Annotated in this window: 12 protein-coding genes and 3 tRNA genes; 7 read left to right on the top strand and 8 right to left on the bottom strand. The window is 67.2% G+C overall.

The genetic code is table 11. The features are described from left to right. Positions 1-35: 35 nt before the first annotated feature. Entirely contained in the window at positions 36-1253 is a 1218-nt protein-coding gene (locus C8E02_RS08695; RefSeq protein WP_120810476.1) for a DUF1615 domain-containing protein, read from the top strand. A gap of 105 nt (positions 1254-1358) precedes the next feature. Here C8E02_RS08695 and C8E02_RS08690 read toward each other — a convergent pair. From C8E02_RS08690 to C8E02_RS08670, 5 genes are all read right to left on the bottom strand, one after another. Beyond that, positions 1359-1433: transfer RNA gene (locus tag C8E02_RS08690), tRNA-Glu, on the bottom strand. Positions 1434-1435: 2 nt separating this feature from the next. After that, a tRNA-Arg gene (locus C8E02_RS08685) sits at positions 1436-1512 on the bottom strand. Positions 1513-1517: 5 nt separating this feature from the next. Then, positions 1518-1611 (bottom strand) — tRNA-Ser (locus tag C8E02_RS08680). A gap of 57 nt (positions 1612-1668) precedes the next feature. After that, complete coding sequence (locus tag C8E02_RS08675) at positions 1669-2901, bottom strand: aspartate kinase (protein ID WP_047966683.1); 1233 nt, start codon at positions 2899-2901, stop codon at positions 1669-1671. Positions 2902-3227: 326 nt separating this feature from the next. Next, entirely contained in the window at positions 3228-4214 is a 987-nt protein-coding gene (locus C8E02_RS08670) for a serine/threonine protein kinase (RefSeq protein ID WP_120810475.1), read from the bottom strand. 66 nt (positions 4215-4280) lie between these two features. On the opposite strand from C8E02_RS08670, the gene C8E02_RS08665 reads away from it, so the two are divergent. After that, positions 4281-4838 (top strand): hypothetical protein, encoded by a 558-nt coding sequence (locus tag C8E02_RS08665; protein ID WP_120810474.1) that lies wholly within the window; start codon positions 4281-4283, stop codon positions 4836-4838. A 70-nt stretch (positions 4839-4908) separates the two neighbouring features. Then, on the top strand, positions 4909-5787 hold the full coding sequence (locus C8E02_RS08660; RefSeq protein ID WP_120810473.1) for a cation diffusion facilitator family transporter: 879 nt from the start codon (positions 4909-4911) through the stop codon (positions 5785-5787). 156 nt (positions 5788-5943) lie between these two features. Here the strand turns inward: C8E02_RS08660 and C8E02_RS08655 are convergent, their stop codons facing one another. From C8E02_RS08655 to C8E02_RS08645, 3 genes are read right to left on the bottom strand one after another with little or no spacing between them, the layout of a single operon-like run. Then, complete coding sequence (locus tag C8E02_RS08655) at positions 5944-7320, bottom strand: efflux transporter outer membrane subunit (protein WP_120810472.1); 1377 nt, start codon at positions 7318-7320, stop codon at positions 5944-5946. A 14-nt stretch (positions 7321-7334) separates the two neighbouring features. Beyond that, a complete protein-coding gene (locus tag C8E02_RS08650) occupies positions 7335-9272 on the bottom strand; it encodes a MacB family efflux pump subunit (protein ID WP_120810471.1) in 1938 nt (645 codons plus the stop codon). A gap of 1 nt (position 9273) precedes the next feature. Continuing rightward, positions 9274-10455: an efflux RND transporter periplasmic adaptor subunit gene (locus C8E02_RS08645; RefSeq protein ID WP_120810470.1), complete on the bottom strand. Its 1182-nt coding sequence runs from the start codon at positions 10453-10455 to the stop codon at positions 9274-9276. A gap of 180 nt (positions 10456-10635) precedes the next feature. On the opposite strand from C8E02_RS08645, the gene C8E02_RS08640 reads away from it, so the two are divergent. From C8E02_RS08640 to C8E02_RS08625, 4 genes are read left to right on the top strand one after another with little or no spacing between them, the layout of a single operon-like run. Then, positions 10636-11391: a (Fe-S)-binding protein gene (locus C8E02_RS08640; RefSeq protein ID WP_120810469.1), complete on the top strand. Its 756-nt coding sequence runs from the start codon at positions 10636-10638 to the stop codon at positions 11389-11391. Next, positions 11388-12770, top strand: coding sequence for a lactate utilization protein B (locus C8E02_RS08635; protein WP_120810468.1), 1383 nt, complete (start codon positions 11388-11390; stop codon positions 12768-12770). The genes C8E02_RS08640 and C8E02_RS08635 overlap by 4 nt, the downstream gene beginning before the upstream one ends. Then, entirely contained in the window at positions 12767-13207 is a 441-nt protein-coding gene (locus C8E02_RS08630; RefSeq protein WP_120810467.1) for a GNAT family N-acetyltransferase, read from the top strand. The genes C8E02_RS08635 and C8E02_RS08630 overlap by 4 nt, the downstream gene beginning before the upstream one ends. Continuing rightward, a complete protein-coding gene (locus tag C8E02_RS08625; protein WP_120810648.1) occupies positions 13204-13770 on the top strand; it encodes a LutC/YkgG family protein in 567 nt (188 codons plus the stop codon). Before C8E02_RS08630 ends, C8E02_RS08625 begins: the two co-directional genes overlap by 4 nt. Positions 13771-13797 lie beyond the last annotated feature (27 nt).

Here is a 13797-nt window from a genome sequence, read left to right as displayed (position 1 = left end):
AATCTGCCCTTTGCCGATTAGCGGAACACCGTGCCATGAGATCGCTGTTTTTCCCTGTTGTCCTGCTGTCGCTGCTGGGCGGCTGCGCCAGCCACACCCCGACCCCGGTGGCCACGCCGTTCCCGCTGCTAAGCCAGCAGGACGGCCTGGCCGAGCCGGCCTCGGCGCCGGTTGCCACCACGCCGGTAATCACCCCGAGCATCCCGCCCAGCGTGGTGCCACCGAAAAAGGCGACCCTGCCGCCGGCGCAGCTGCTGGATAAGCTGCTGCCGACCTACGTCAAGCCGCGCAGCGGCTGGCGCGACGACATCGTCAACGCCATCGGCGCGCTGCAGCTGCCGCCGACGGCGGAGAACTTCTGCGCGGTGATCGCGGTGATCGAGCAGGAATCGACCTTCCAGGCCGACCCGGTGGTGCCGGGCCTGCCGGCCATCGTGTGGAACAAGATCGAGGAAAAGGTCGCCGGTTACCACATCCCGCTGCCGCTAGTGAAGGCGGCGCTGCTGAAACCGTCGCCGACCGGCGAGAGCTACAAGTCGCGCATCGACAGCCTGCGCACCGAGCGGCAGATGAACGACCTGTTCGAGGACATGGCGGCCGAGGCCGGCAAGCTCGGCCTGCCGGTGGGCATGAAGAACCCGATCCGCACCGCCGGCACCATGCAGGTCAGCGTCGATTTCGCCCAGGGCCACATCCGCGCCTGGCCCTATCCCTACCGCTACCAGGGCAGCCTGCGTGACGAGGTGTTCAGCCGCCGCGGCGGCATCTACTTCGGCACCGCCAACCTGCTGCACTACCCGGCCGGCTACCGCGACATGGTGTACCGCTTCGCCGATTTCAACGCCGGTCGCTACTCCAGCCGCAACGCCGCCTTCCAGCTCGCGGTAGCGCAGCTGAGCGGGCGCCAGCTGGCGCCGGACGGCGACCTGCTGCGCTACCGCGACGGCCTGCCCTCCGGCGAGGCCAGCAGCACCGAGCGTGCGCTGTACCAGATGAGCCAGCGCCTGGGGTTGAGCGACAGCGCCATCCTGCGCGACCTGAAACAGGAAAAGAACAGCAGCTTCAGCCAGAGCGCGCTGTACCAGAAGGTGATGGCGCTGGCCGACCAGCAGCTGGGCCGCAAGGTGGCGCGCGAGGCGTTTCCGCAGATCCGGCTGAACAGCCCGAAGATCACGCGCAAGCTGACCACCGAGTGGTTTGCCAAACGCGTCGGCTGGCGCTACGACAACTGCCTGAAGCGCAGCCCGCTATAAACGGCAAAAGCCCACCGCGCTGCGGTGGGCTTTTTTGCGGCCGGCACACGCCGGCGGCAGACAAAACAAAAACACCACCCGAAGGTGGTGTTTTTGCTTGAATCCTGGCGTCCCCACGGGGAATCGAACCCCGGCCGCCGCCGTGAAAGGGCAGTGTTCTAACCGCTAAACTATAGGGACTGTGGTGCACCCGGAGCGATTCGAACGCCCGACCCTTTGGTTCGTAGCCAAATACTCTATCCAACTGAGCTACGGGTGCAGTGCTGGCGGAGAAAGAGGGATTCGAACCCTCGATACAGGTTTAAGCCCGTATGCTTCCTTAGCAGGGAAGTGCCTTCGACCTCTCGGCCATTTCTCCGTCAAGCGAGGCGCCATAATACTAACGAAGGCGCCTGCTGTCAAGCTTTAGTGCCAATTAATTGGCAATTGCCTGGTCCAGACCGAAGGCCTTGTGCAACACGCGCACCGCCAGCTCCAGATACTTCTCGTCGATCAGCACCGACACCTTGATCTCGGAAGTGGAGATCATCTGGATGTTGATGCCCTCTTCCGCCAGGGTGCGGAACATGGTGGAGGCGATGCCGCAGTGCGAGCGCATGCCGACACCGACGATGGACACCTTGGCCACCTTGTCGTCGGCGTCGATCTTGGCGGCGCCGATGTGGGTCTGCACGTCGCGCAGCACGCCCATGGTGCGCGGGAACTCGCCGCGCGGCACGGTGAAGGAGAAATCGGTGGTGCCGTTTTCGCCGACGTTCTGGATGATCATGTCGACTTCAACGTTGGCATCGGCGATCGGGCCCAGGATCTGGTAGGCGATGCCCGGCTTGTCCGGCACGCCCTTGACGTTGATGCGTGCTTCGTTACGGTCGAACGCGATACCGGCAACTACGGCCTTTTCCATATTCTCATCTTCCTCAAACGTAATCAGTGTGCCCTCGCCCTCGTCTTCAAAGCTGGAGAGCACGCGCAGGCGTACCTTGTACTTGCCGGCGAACTCCACCGAGCGGATCTGCAGGATCTTGGAACCCAGCGACGCCATCTCGATCATCTCTTCGAAGGTGATGGTCTTCAGGCGGCGCGCTTCCGGCACCACGCGCGGGTCGGTGGTGTAAACCCCGTCCACGTCGGTGTAGATCTGGCATTCGTCGGCCTTCAGTGCCGCCGCCAGTGCCACCGCGGAGGTGTCGGAGCCGCCACGGCCCAGCGTGGTGAGGTTGCCCTGCTCGTCGATGCCCTGGAAGCCGGCAACAACGACCACGCGGCCTTCGCCCAAGTCGCCACGCATCGCGGCTTCGTCAATCGACTGGATGCGGGCCTTGTTGAAGGCGCTGTCGGTAACGACACGCACCTGCCAGCCGCAGTAACTCTTGGCCTCGACGCCGATTTCCTTCAGCGCCATGGACAAGAGGCCGATGGTGACCTGTTCGCCGGTAGAGATGATTACATCGAGTTCGCGCGGATCGGGCTGATCCTGGATTTCCTTGGCCAATGCGATCAGGCGGTTGGTTTCCCCGCTCATGGCGGATACGACAACCACCACATCATGTCCCTGGGCTTTCCATTTGGCGACACGGCGGGCCACGTTCTTGATGCGCTCCGGGGAGCCCATCGAGGTACCGCCGTACTTTTGTACGATAAGTGCCATGTTATGTTTTCTTGATAGGGTTTTGGATGTCGAACGATGATTCTTGCCTGATCTGCTACAGAAATGCAAGCCGCCGCGCCGCAAAAAACACGCCCTGTCCCGCAGTGCAGCAAGCCGTGCCGCAACCGTGCGCGACCGCGGCCATTCCGGGGTCAAAAAAACCCGCCGGAGGGCGGGTTCAGAACGTGTTCACGATCTCGCACGCTCACGCGAGACAAGATGAAAACAGCTGAGGAAGCGGCGCCTGGCTGAAATATAAACAAGCCTACCGAAGCCGTACTCACCGCGTCACGTTTCACGACGCGCAGCAGATCGTGAACAGGTTCTCAGACGCAGAGCGGGGCTTCTCGCATCGCCTCCAGCTGCTGTTGCAGTTCGACAATGCGCTCCTGCCAGTACTGCGCGGTATCGAACCACGGAAAGGCGACGACAAAGGCCGGATCCTCGCGCCGCCGCGTCAGCCACGCGCTGTAGTGCAGCAGGCGCAGCGTGCGCAGCGCTTCCAGCAGGTGCAGCTCGCGGCGGTCGAAATCGCAGAAGTCCTCGTAGCCGACGATCAGCTCCAGCAGCTGCGCCTGTTGCTGCGCGCGGTCGCCGCTGAGCAGCATCCACAAGTCCTGCAGCGCCGGTGCCATGCAGCTGTCGTCGAGATCGACGAAGTGCGGCCCCTCCTGCGTCCACAGGATGTTGCCGACGTGACAGTCGCCGTGCACGCGGCGCCAGCTGATGTCGCCGGCGCGGTCGAAGGCGCGGCGCACCTCGTCCAACGCCTGTCGTGCCGCCTGCTCGTAAGGGGTGGCCAGGTCGTAGGGCAGCTGCGCCTGTTCCTGCACGCAACGCAGCGAGGCCTCGCCATAGCTGTCGAGGTCCAGGGTTGGCCGCAAGTGGTAGGGCGCCACCGCGCCGTGCGCGTGCAGGCGGCCGAGGAAGCGCCCCAGCCAGGCGAGGGTGTCCGCGTCGTCCAGCTCCGGCGCGTGGCCGCCGCGGCGCGGGAACAGCGCGAGGCGGAAATCCTGGTAGTGGTGCAGCGTGCGGCCGCCGAAGGCCAGCGCCGTCACCACCGGGATGTCGCGCGCGGCCAGCTCGGCGGCGAAGTCGTGCTCCTCCTGGATCTGCGCGTCGCTCCAGCGCTCCGGGCGGTAGAACTTCGCCACCAGCGGCGTGCCGTCCTCGATGCCGATCTGGTAGACGCGATTTTCGTAGCTGTTCAGCGCCAGCAGGCGGCCGTCGCAGCGCAGGCCGAGGCTTTCCACCGCATCGAGCAGGAAATCCGGGGTCAGGCGCGAAAAGGGGTGCAGGGAGTTGGCTGTCATGGCCGGCATTATAAGGCGCATGGCGCGATGCTTTGCGATTTGTCGGCCAGCCTTTACCATCCGCGGATGAGTTCAACTTCCTTTAGCTATTTCCAGTCCGAAGACCGCCTGCTGGTGGTGGTGCAGCCGGGCGACCACAAGCTGTGGCTGACCCGGCGCCTGACCTGCTCCATCGTCGACGACATCGCGCGCCTGTTCGCCAGCCAGGTGCCCGGCGACGGCATTCCCGGTGCCGGCAACGAGGACGAGCGCATCGCGCTGGAACACCGCATGGCGATGAACGAGGAAGACCTCGACGGCCGCGACCAGCATCACCGCCCGCTGCAGTTCAGCGACAGCGCGCCGGCGCGGCCGGGCGACAGCGACATCCTGCTGTGCACCGGGCTGGATGCGCAGCTGGGCCGCGACTACGCCAGCCTCAGCTTTGTCTGCGGCGACAAGACGCTGAACCTGCGCCAGAGCCGTCCCGGTTTTCACCGTTTCCTGCGCACGCTGCTGCTGTGCGCCGACAAGGCCGAATGGCAGCTGCCGGCGGTGCCGGCGTGGCTGACGCAGAGCCTGCTCGGCGAGCTGCTGGCCAACCTGCCGCCGCTGGACGAAAACGACGAGCAGGATCTGCCATGAGCCACCGGCACGCGTTAAGGCTGGCTTCAGCCGCCGCTGCCAGCATTCCCCCTTTTTTCCGGAGCCCGGCATGAACCCGCATCCGTCGCCCTCCCTGCAGCAGGCCGCACAGCGCAGCCTGTGGCTCAGCGTCGCCGTCAACGTCGTGCTCACCGTGCTGCAGATCGTCACCGGGCTGTGGGCAGGCTCGCAGGCGCTGGTCGCCGACGCGCTGCACTCGCTGTCCGACCTGATCGCCGACTTCGTCGCGCTGCTGGCGCGCCGCCACAGCCACAAGGCGCCGGACGACGACCACCACTACGGCCACCAGCGCTACGAGACCGCCGCCTCGCTGGCGCTGGGCCTGCTGCTGCTGGGCGCCGGTGCCAGCATGCTGCTCGGCGCCGGCAACAAGATCACCAGCGCCACACCGCTGGCGCCGGTACACCAGGCGGCGCTGTGGGTCGCGCTGCTGACGCTGCTGGCCAAGGAATTGCTGTTCCGCTACATGCTGAAGATCGCCAGCGAAGTCAAATCCAGCATGCTGGTGGCCAACGCCTGGCATGCGCGCGCCGATGCCGCCTCGTCGCTGGTGGTGGCGCTGGGCATCGCCGGCAACCTCGCCGGCTACAGCTGGCTAGATCCGCTGGCGGCGGCGCTGGTCGGCTTCATGGTCGGCAAGACCGGCTGGGGCTTCGCCTGGGACGCGCTGCACGACCTGATGGACCGCGCCGCTGACGCGGACACCGTGGCCGCCATCCGCGCCACGCTGCTGGCGACGCCGGGGGTGCAGGGCGTGCACGACCTGCGCACGCGGCGCATGGCCGACCAGATCCAGGTCGACGTCCACCTCGAGATCGACGGCAACCTGACCGTGCACCAGGGCCACGACATCGCCGCCGCGGCGCGGCTGCGGGTGATGAGCAGCCAGCCGGTGCTGGACGTGATGACCCACATCGACCCGGTGTGAACGCCTGCGGCCAACCTTGGAACCTGTTCACGATCTAAACCGCACACAGGAAAACACCGTGACGCCGCCATGGCGTCACGGTGTCTTGGTACGGTGCCGTTCACCCCGCCGCCCCGGCCGCCGCCAGGCCGACGCGACACCGTCACGCACACCGCCTCAGGCGGCGTCGTGTTCTGCCGCCAGCGGCGCCCCGCCCAGCGCCTGATACAGCGTGACCGTGGCCGCCAGCTGCGCCTGTCGCGCCGCCAGCCATGCCGACTCCGCCGCCAGCGTGTTCGCCTGCGTTTCCAACAGCGTGCCGCGTTCCAGCGCCCCCAGCCGGTAACGCGCGCTGTCGATCTGTTCCGTGCGCCGCGCCGCGCCCAGCTTTGCCTGCTGCGCCTGCATCCCCTGCTCGCCGCTGGCCACTTCGTGCAGCGCGTCATCCGCCTGCTGCAACGCAGCCAGCACCGTGCTACGCCAGTTCTGCAACTGTTCCTGATACTGCGCCTCGCTCAGCGCCACGCCGGCCTTCAGCTTGCCGCCGTCGAACAACGGTGCCGCCAGACTGGCCAGTGCGCTGCCCAGCCACTGTGCCGGGCCGCCGCCGGCGCTGCTGAGTACGCCCTGCAGCGACAGCGTCAGCGTCGGATACAGCGCGGCGCGCGCCGCCACCACGTCGCCCTGCAGTGCTTGCAGCGTGGCGTCGGCGGCGCGGATATCTGGCCGCCGCTGCAGCAGCGCTGCCGGCTGGATGTCGGCCGGCAACGGCAGGGCCAGTGCCTGCAACTTGCTGCCCTGCGGCCGGAAATCCTGCGGCGCCTTGCCGCACAGCACCGCCAGCGCGTTGTAGGCCTGCTGCAATTCCAGGCGCTGCGCCGCCAGAGTCGCCTGCAGCGTGGCGATCGTCTGCACCAGCTCCGCCTCGTCGCGCGGCGCCGTCTGCCCCAGCCGGATCTGCTGCTGCAACAGGCTCAGCCGCTGCGTCAGCAGCAACAGTCGCCGGCTGTCCAGCTGCTGCTGTTCGTCCAGTAGCAGCAGCGAGAAATACTGGCGTGCCACCTCGCTCTCCAGCGTCAACGCCGCCGCATCGCGGCTGGCGACACTGGCCACCAGCCGCGCGCTGTCGCCGGCCAGCAGCGCCTGCTGCTGCCCCCACCAGTCGAGCTGGTAGCTCAGCGTCGGCGTCAGGCTGACGCTGCTGCTGCCCTGCTGCCGCTGCGCGCTGCCGGACAGGTTCAGCTGCGGCAGGCTGCCGGCGGCGGTCTGCGTCCGCACCGCCTGCGCCTTGGCGATCGCCGCCTGCGCCGCCAGCAGCTCCGGGTTGGCGGCGCGGGCGTCGGCGATCAGCTGCACCAGCTCGGCGCTGCCGAAGGCCTGCCACCATGCGGCATTGCTGCGCGGCGCGTGCCACTGGCCGGCCGGCGCGCGCCAGCTGTCCTGCTGCAGCGGGATGTCGGCAGTACCAGGCGTTGCGGCCAACGTTGTCGTGCTGCAGGCCAGTGCCAGCGCCAGCACGCTCAGACGCCGACGCCAGGATGAATGTTGTTTCATGATTGTGTTCCTGATTATTCCGCGGCCAGTGCCAGCACCGGGTCCAGCTGCGCCGCCTTGCGCGCCGGCAGGTAGCCGAACACGCAGCCGATGGCAAAGGCGCAGCCGAACGCCAGCAGCGGCGGCAGCAATGAAAACGCCACCGACACCCCGCCCAGGCGCAGGCCCCACACCAGCGCCAGTCCCAGCACGATGCCGATCACGCCGCCGAGGCCGCACACCAGCACCGCCTCGACATTGAACTGCAGCAGGATGGCCTGCATCCGCGCGCCGGTGGCCATGCGCAGCCCGATCTCGCGGGTGCGCTCGGTCACCGACACCAGCATGATGTTCATCACCCCGATGCCGCCGACCAGCAGCGACACCGCCGCCACCGAGCCCAGCAGCAGCGTCAGCGTGTTCTGCGTCGAGGTGATCATCTCCACCAGTGACGCGGTATTGCGCAGCTGGAAGTCCTCGCTGCCGTGGCGCGCACGCAGCAGCTGCTGCAGCATGCTTTCGGTGGCGCCGCTGACGCCGATGTCGGCGATCTTCACCGTGATCGAACTGACGAACTGGCCGCCGAACAGCCGCGACTGCGCGGTGGACAGCGGCACGAAGGCGACGTCGTCCTGATCCTGGCCGAAGGTATTGGCGCCCTTGCTGCTCATCACCCCCACCACCTCGAACGGGATGTTGGACACCATCACGTACTGGCCGACCGGCTCCTGCCCGGCCGGGAACAGGCTGTCGACCACGGTCTGCCCCAGCACGATCACCGCCGCCTGTGCCCGTTCTTCCGCCGCGCCGAAGAAGGCGCCGCGGCTGACCGTCCAGTCCTTGACGCGGCCGTAGCTCGGCCACACGCCCTGTACCTGCTGCGTCTGGTAGTCGCGGTTGCCGACGCGCAGGGTGGCGCTGCCACTGCGCATCGGCACCACGCCGTCGATATTGGGCAGCCCCTGCATCGCGCTGGCGTCGGCGGCGGTGAGGGTGGCAATCTCGCCCGTCGCGCGGATGCCGGCGGCGCCGGGGCGCACCAGCAACAGGTTGGTACCCATCGCTTCAATGCGCTGCAGCACGTCGGCCTTGCTGCCGTCACCGATCGCCAGCATGGTCACCACCGCGGCGACGCCGATGATCACCCCCAGCAGCGTCAGCGCGGTACGGAACAGCTTGGCGCGCAGGCTGCCCAGCGCCATGTGCAGCGTCTCCAGCCACGGCACCGCGGCGGGCTGCCGCACCGGCGCCGGCGTTGCCGCGACGGCTGCGGCCAACGTTGGCCGCGCCAGCGCGCCGCTGTCGGATTCGATACGGCCGTCGCGCAAGCGCACGATGCGCTCGGCGTGGCGGGCAATATCAAGATCGTGGGTGATCAGCACGATGGTGCGCCCCTCGCGGTGCAGCTGCTGCAATAGCGCCAGCACCTGCTCGCCGCTGTGGCTGTCCAGCGCGCCGGTCGGCTCGTCGGCGAGGATCACCGGCGCGTCGTTGATCAGCGCACGCGCGATCGACACCCGCTGCTGCTGGCCGCCGGACAGCTGCCCCGGCTTGTGTGTCAGCCGCGTGCCCAGCCCCAGCCTGGTCAGCAGCTGCTGCGCCCGCTGGCGGCGCTGCTGGCGACCGACGCCGGCGTAGATCGCCGGCAGCGCCACGTTGTCCTCGGCGCTCGCCGTCGCCAGCAGGTTGTAGCGCTGGAACACGAAGCCGAAGCTGTCGCGGCGCAGCACCGCCAGCGCGTTGCCGTCCAGCGTCGCCACGTCCTGGCCGTTGACCAGATAGCGGCCGTGGCTGGGGCGGTCGAGGCAGCCGAGGATGTTCATCAGCGTCGACTTGCCGCAGCCGGACGGCCCCAGCAGCGCGACGAACTCGCCGGCGGCGATGTCCAGCGTGATGTCGGCCAGCACCGGCACCGTCTCGTCGCCGCTGGGGTAGTGCTTGCCCAGTTGTTGCAGGCTTAACAGTGCGCCCATGTCAGCCTCCCGGTGGCGGCGGCATGCTGTCGGCCTTGCTGCTGTCGGCGCTCTGCTGCGCCAGTATCAGCTGCTCGCCGACGCGCAGGCCGCTGCGGATCGCCGCCTGGCTGCGGGTGACCAGCGCCACCTCCACCTCGCGCGTTTCCGGCTGGCCGTCGCGGTTCAGCACCTGTGCGCGGTAGCGCTTGCCGCCCGATGCCAGCGGCTGCAGCGCGGAAAGCGGCACCACCGGCAGGCCGCTGACGCGGGCGAGGCGGAAAAATACCTGCGCCGTCATGTCGATCATCAGCTTGTGGCCGGGGTTGGCAACATCGAGCAGCACGGTGTACAGCACCACGTCGTTGCTGGTGGTCGGGGTCGGCTTGATCTGGCGGATGCTGGCGGCGTGGCGGGTCTGGCTGTCGCCCAGCGTGGTGAAATAGGCGGCCATGCCGGGGCGCAGCAGCGGGATGTCGGCCTCGGCCACCTCCGCCTCCACCGTCATGGTGTCCAGCCGCGCCACGCGCAACAGCGTCGGCGCCGACTGGCTGGCGTTGATGGTCTGCCCCTGCAACACCGTCTGCGACACCACGGTGCCGTCGAGCGGCGCATAGATGCGGGTGTAGCCAAGGTTGGCCGCATCGCCCTTCAGCGTCGCCTGCGCCTTGGCCAGCTGCGCCTGCAGCGAGCGTTCGCCGGCACGCGCCTGGTCAAAGCCGGCCTGCGCCTGCTCCAGCGTCTCGCTGGTGGTGGCGTCCACCTTGGCCAGTGCGGTTTGCCGGATCAGCAGCTGGCGCGCACGCACGGTGGCGACCTGCTGCTGCTCCAGCTGCGCCTGCAGGTCGGCGACCGCGGCCTGGTCGGCGGCGACCTTGGTCTGGTACACCTCGGGATCGATCTGCGCCAGCAGCTGGCCTTTTTTCACCTGGTCGCCGATGGCGACATAGACACGGCTGAGCTGGCCGGACACCTGCGCACCGACATCGACATAGTCGCGCGGCGCCAGCGCGCCCTGCGCGGTCACGGTTTGTTCCAGCTCGCCGATGCTGACGCGCTGCGTCAGCCATTGGGTGGTCGCCGCCGGCTGCGGCCACAGCGTGCAGGCGGCCAACACCGCCGCCGCGAGCAGCAGCAGGCCGAGGCCGTAGCGGCGCCAGCGGCGTGCCGGATTTGCTGCCGGATTTGCTGATTGTTGCGTCATGACATCCTCCAATACGGATGCCCATTTCAGCGCAGCAAGTTGTCGCCATCATCACCGCAATGTATCAGGCTGCTGACAATCGCCGCCGCAAGGGTAATTCCGCATTGGCAGGCGCGCCGGCACGGGCTTTAATCCAGAACAAGCCTGCCCGGGCATTGCGCTGGAGACCCCGCTTACGCCATGAACGTCGCCCTTTTCATTCCCTGTTTCGTCAACGAACTGTATCCGCACGTGGCGATGGCCACCGCCGAGCTGCTGGAAGGCTACGGTATCGATGTCGTCTACCCGCTGGAACAGTCCTGTTGCGGCCAACCGTTGAGCAACAACGGCGACAGCCAGGGCGCCTGCGACGCCGCGCGCCGCTTTACCGGCGTGTTCAAGGACTACGACTACATCGTGTCGCCATCCGGCAGCTGCACCTCGCACGTCAAGCATCACTACGGCTGGTACATCGCCGACAACGCCGACTACCAGCGCCTGCAGCCCAGGGTGTACGAGATCGTGGAATTCCTGCAGGACGTGCTGAAGGTGGACAAGCTGCCCAAGCCGGTGTACTTCCCGCACCCGGTGTCCATCCACCAGAGCTGCCACGGCCTGCGCGAGCTGGGCCACGCTGCGCCGTCGGAGCTGATGATTCCCTACCACTCGCGGCTGGAACGCATCCTGCAGCTGGTGGACGGCATCGACGTGCGGCTGCCGGAACGCCGCGACGAGTGCTGCGGCTTTGGCGGCACCTTCAGTGTCGACGAGCCGGAAGTGTCGGTCGCGATGGGCGAGGACCGCGTCGCGCAGCACGAAGCCACCGGCGCCGAATTCATCGTCGGCGCCGACCCGTCCTGTCTGATGCACATGGGCGGCATCATCCGTCACAAGTGCCGTCCGATCCGCCCGCTGCACATCGTCGAAATCCTGACCGGACGCGGGGGCGCGGCATGAAGAACGACAACATCAACCACGCCGAAGCGGCGGCCGCCTTTTTGCAGGACCGCGAACAGGCACGCTGGCACGACAGCGCCATCTGGTGGGTGCGGCAGAAGCGCGATGCGCAGGCCAAACAGTTGCCGGAGTGGGAACAGCTGCGCGCACTGGCGCAGCAGATCAAGGCGCACACGCTGTCGCGGCTGGACGAGTACCTCGAACAGTTCCAGCGTAACGCCGAGCAGAACGGCGTCACCGTGCACTGGGCGGCCGACGCCGATGAGCACAACCGCATCGTGCACGGCATCCTGGCCGCGGGGGGCGTCAAGAAGCTGGTGAAGTCAAAGTCGATGCTGACCGAGGAATGCGGGCTGAACCCGTATCTGGAGCAGCGCGGCATCGAGGTAATCGATACCGACCTCGGCGAGCGCATCGTGCAGCTGCGCCACGAGCCGCCGAGCCACATCGTGATGCCGGCGATTCACCTGAAGAAGGAACAGATCTCTGAGCTGTTTCACAAGGAGCTGGGCACCGAGGCCGGCAACAACGACCCGACCTACCTGACCCACGCCGCGCGCGCCAACCTGCGCGAGCATTTCCTCACTGCCGGTGCCGGTCTGACCGGCGTCAACTTCGCCATCGCCGAAACCGGTGGTGTGGTGGTGTGCACCAACGAAGGCAATGCCGACCTCGGCACCGCGCTACCGCCGATCCACATCGCCAGCATGGGGCTGGAAAAAATCATCCCCAAGCAGGCGCACCTGGGTGTGTTCACCCGGCTGTTGGCACGCTCCGCCATCGGCTCGCCGATTACGACTTACACGTCGCACTTCCAGCAGGCGCGGCCGGGCGGCGAGATGCACATCGTCATCGTCGATAACGGCCGCAGCGACATCCTCGGCAGCGACGACTTCTCGCAGAGCCTGCGCTGCATCCGCTGCGGCGCCTGCATGAACACCTGCCCGGTATACCGCCGCTCCACCGGCCACAGCTACAGCTACATCATTCCGGGGCCGATCGGCTCGACGCTGGGCCCCAGCCGCGACATCAAGAAACACGGCAGCATGGCGTTTGCCTGCACCACCTGCGGCTCGTGCAGCAATGTCTGCCCGGTGAAGATCAACCTGCACGAACAACTGATCCTGCAACGCAAGCGCGCCTTCGACGCCGGCACGCTGAAGCCGGTGAAGAAGATGGGCCTGCTGGCGATGCGCTTCCTGACCCAGCACCCGTCGCTGATGGACACCGGCGGCAAGCTGATGCGCAAGGTGGTACCGATCCTGCCGCAGGCGCTGACGCAGCACAGCGCGTGGAGCCGGCCGGGACGCGATCTGCCGCAGATGCCGGCGCAGAGCTTCAAGGAAATGTGGCAGGCACGGCAGAAGGACAAGCCATGAGCGACTGGCACACCGCGTCGGTAGCGGCCGACGATTTCGAGGCGCTGCTGGCACTGCGCATCGCCGCGATGCAGCCCAGCCTGAGCGCCATCGGCCGCTTCGACGCCCAACGCGCCCGCGACCGGCTGGCCGCCAGCTTTGCGCCACAGCACAGCCGCTGGATCGTGCAGCATGGCGAGCGCATCGGCTGGTACGCGCTGCACACCGCCGCCGACCACCTGTACCTGCATCACCTCTACCTGGCGCCGGCACACAGCGGCCACGGCATCGGCAGCGCGCTGCTGTGGCAGTTGCAGCAGCAGGCCGCCGCACAAGGCTTGCCGCTCCGGCTTGGCGCGCTGAAGCACAGTGCGGCCAACCTTTTCTACCAGCGTCACGGCTTTGTACTGTTGCAGGCCGACGACTGGGACAACCATTACCAATGGAGCGCGCCATGAGCAGCCGCGAACAGATACTGGCCAAACTGCGGCACAAGCGCCCGCACGGCCCGGCCTTGCCGGACATCGACGCCGTACCGTTCATCACCTTTGCCGACAAGTTCGACGCCTTTGCCACGCTGGTGCGCAATCTCGGCGGCGACGCGGTACAACTGCAGCCGGGCGAAACCGTCGCCGGCATCGTGGCGCAACGTTGGCCGCAACCCGGCCGCGTGGTCGATGTCACCGCCGCCAACCCGGAACAGGTGAGCGCGCCGCACGACTGGCACGACGTCGATATCGCCATCGTGCCCGGCGAACTGGCGGTAGCGGAGAGCGCGGCGGTGTGGGTCAGCCACGCCGGCAACAGCCAGCGCGCGCTGTATTTCCTCACCCAGAAGCTGGTGCTGGTGGTGCCGAAAGACGCCATCGTCGACACCATGCGCGACGCCTACGCCCGCGTCAGCATCCGCGAGCACGGCTTTGGCGGCTTCATCAGCGGCAGCTCGCGCACCGCCGACATCGAACAGAGCCTGGTAATGGGCGCGCACGGCGCGATGGCGGCGCTGGTGATCTTCGTGTGAACCGAATCTGCGTTGTAGCTTCTCTTG

It is taken from the genome of Vogesella indigofera (assembly GCF_003633895.1).
GTDB lineage: Bacteria > Pseudomonadota > Gammaproteobacteria > Burkholderiales > Chromobacteriaceae > Vogesella > Vogesella indigofera.
Note: the sequence above shows the minus strand (reverse complement) of the source record. Positions and strands in the feature narration are given on the sequence as shown.

Excerpts from the sequence above, each read along its gene's own strand:
- C8E02_RS08695 (WP_120810476.1), top strand. The coding sequence starts at position 36 with ATGAGATCGCTGTTTTTCCCTGTTGTCCTGCTGTCGCTGCTGGGCGGC.
- C8E02_RS08675 (WP_047966683.1), bottom strand. The coding sequence starts at position 2,901 with ATGGCACTTATCGTACAAAAGTACGGCGGTACCTCGATGGGCTCCCCG.
- C8E02_RS08670 (WP_120810475.1), bottom strand. The coding sequence starts at position 4,214 with ATGACAGCCAACTCCCTGCACCCCTTTTCGCGCCTGACCCCGGATTTC.
- C8E02_RS08665 (WP_120810474.1), top strand. The coding sequence starts at position 4,281 with ATGAGTTCAACTTCCTTTAGCTATTTCCAGTCCGAAGACCGCCTGCTG.
- C8E02_RS08660 (WP_120810473.1), top strand. The coding sequence starts at position 4,909 with ATGAACCCGCATCCGTCGCCCTCCCTGCAGCAGGCCGCACAGCGCAGC.
- C8E02_RS08655 (WP_120810472.1), bottom strand. The coding sequence starts at position 7,320 with ATGAAACAACATTCATCCTGGCGTCGGCGTCTGAGCGTGCTGGCGCTG.
- C8E02_RS08650 (WP_120810471.1), bottom strand. The coding sequence starts at position 9,272 with ATGGGCGCACTGTTAAGCCTGCAACAACTGGGCAAGCACTACCCCAGC.
- C8E02_RS08645 (WP_120810470.1), bottom strand. The coding sequence starts at position 10,455 with ATGACGCAACAATCAGCAAATCCGGCAGCAAATCCGGCACGCCGCTGG.
- C8E02_RS08640 (WP_120810469.1), top strand. The coding sequence starts at position 10,636 with ATGAACGTCGCCCTTTTCATTCCCTGTTTCGTCAACGAACTGTATCCG.
- C8E02_RS08635 (WP_120810468.1), top strand. The coding sequence starts at position 11,388 with ATGAAGAACGACAACATCAACCACGCCGAAGCGGCGGCCGCCTTTTTG.
- C8E02_RS08630 (WP_120810467.1), top strand. The coding sequence starts at position 12,767 with ATGAGCGACTGGCACACCGCGTCGGTAGCGGCCGACGATTTCGAGGCG.
- C8E02_RS08625 (WP_120810648.1), top strand. The coding sequence starts at position 13,204 with ATGAGCAGCCGCGAACAGATACTGGCCAAACTGCGGCACAAGCGCCCG.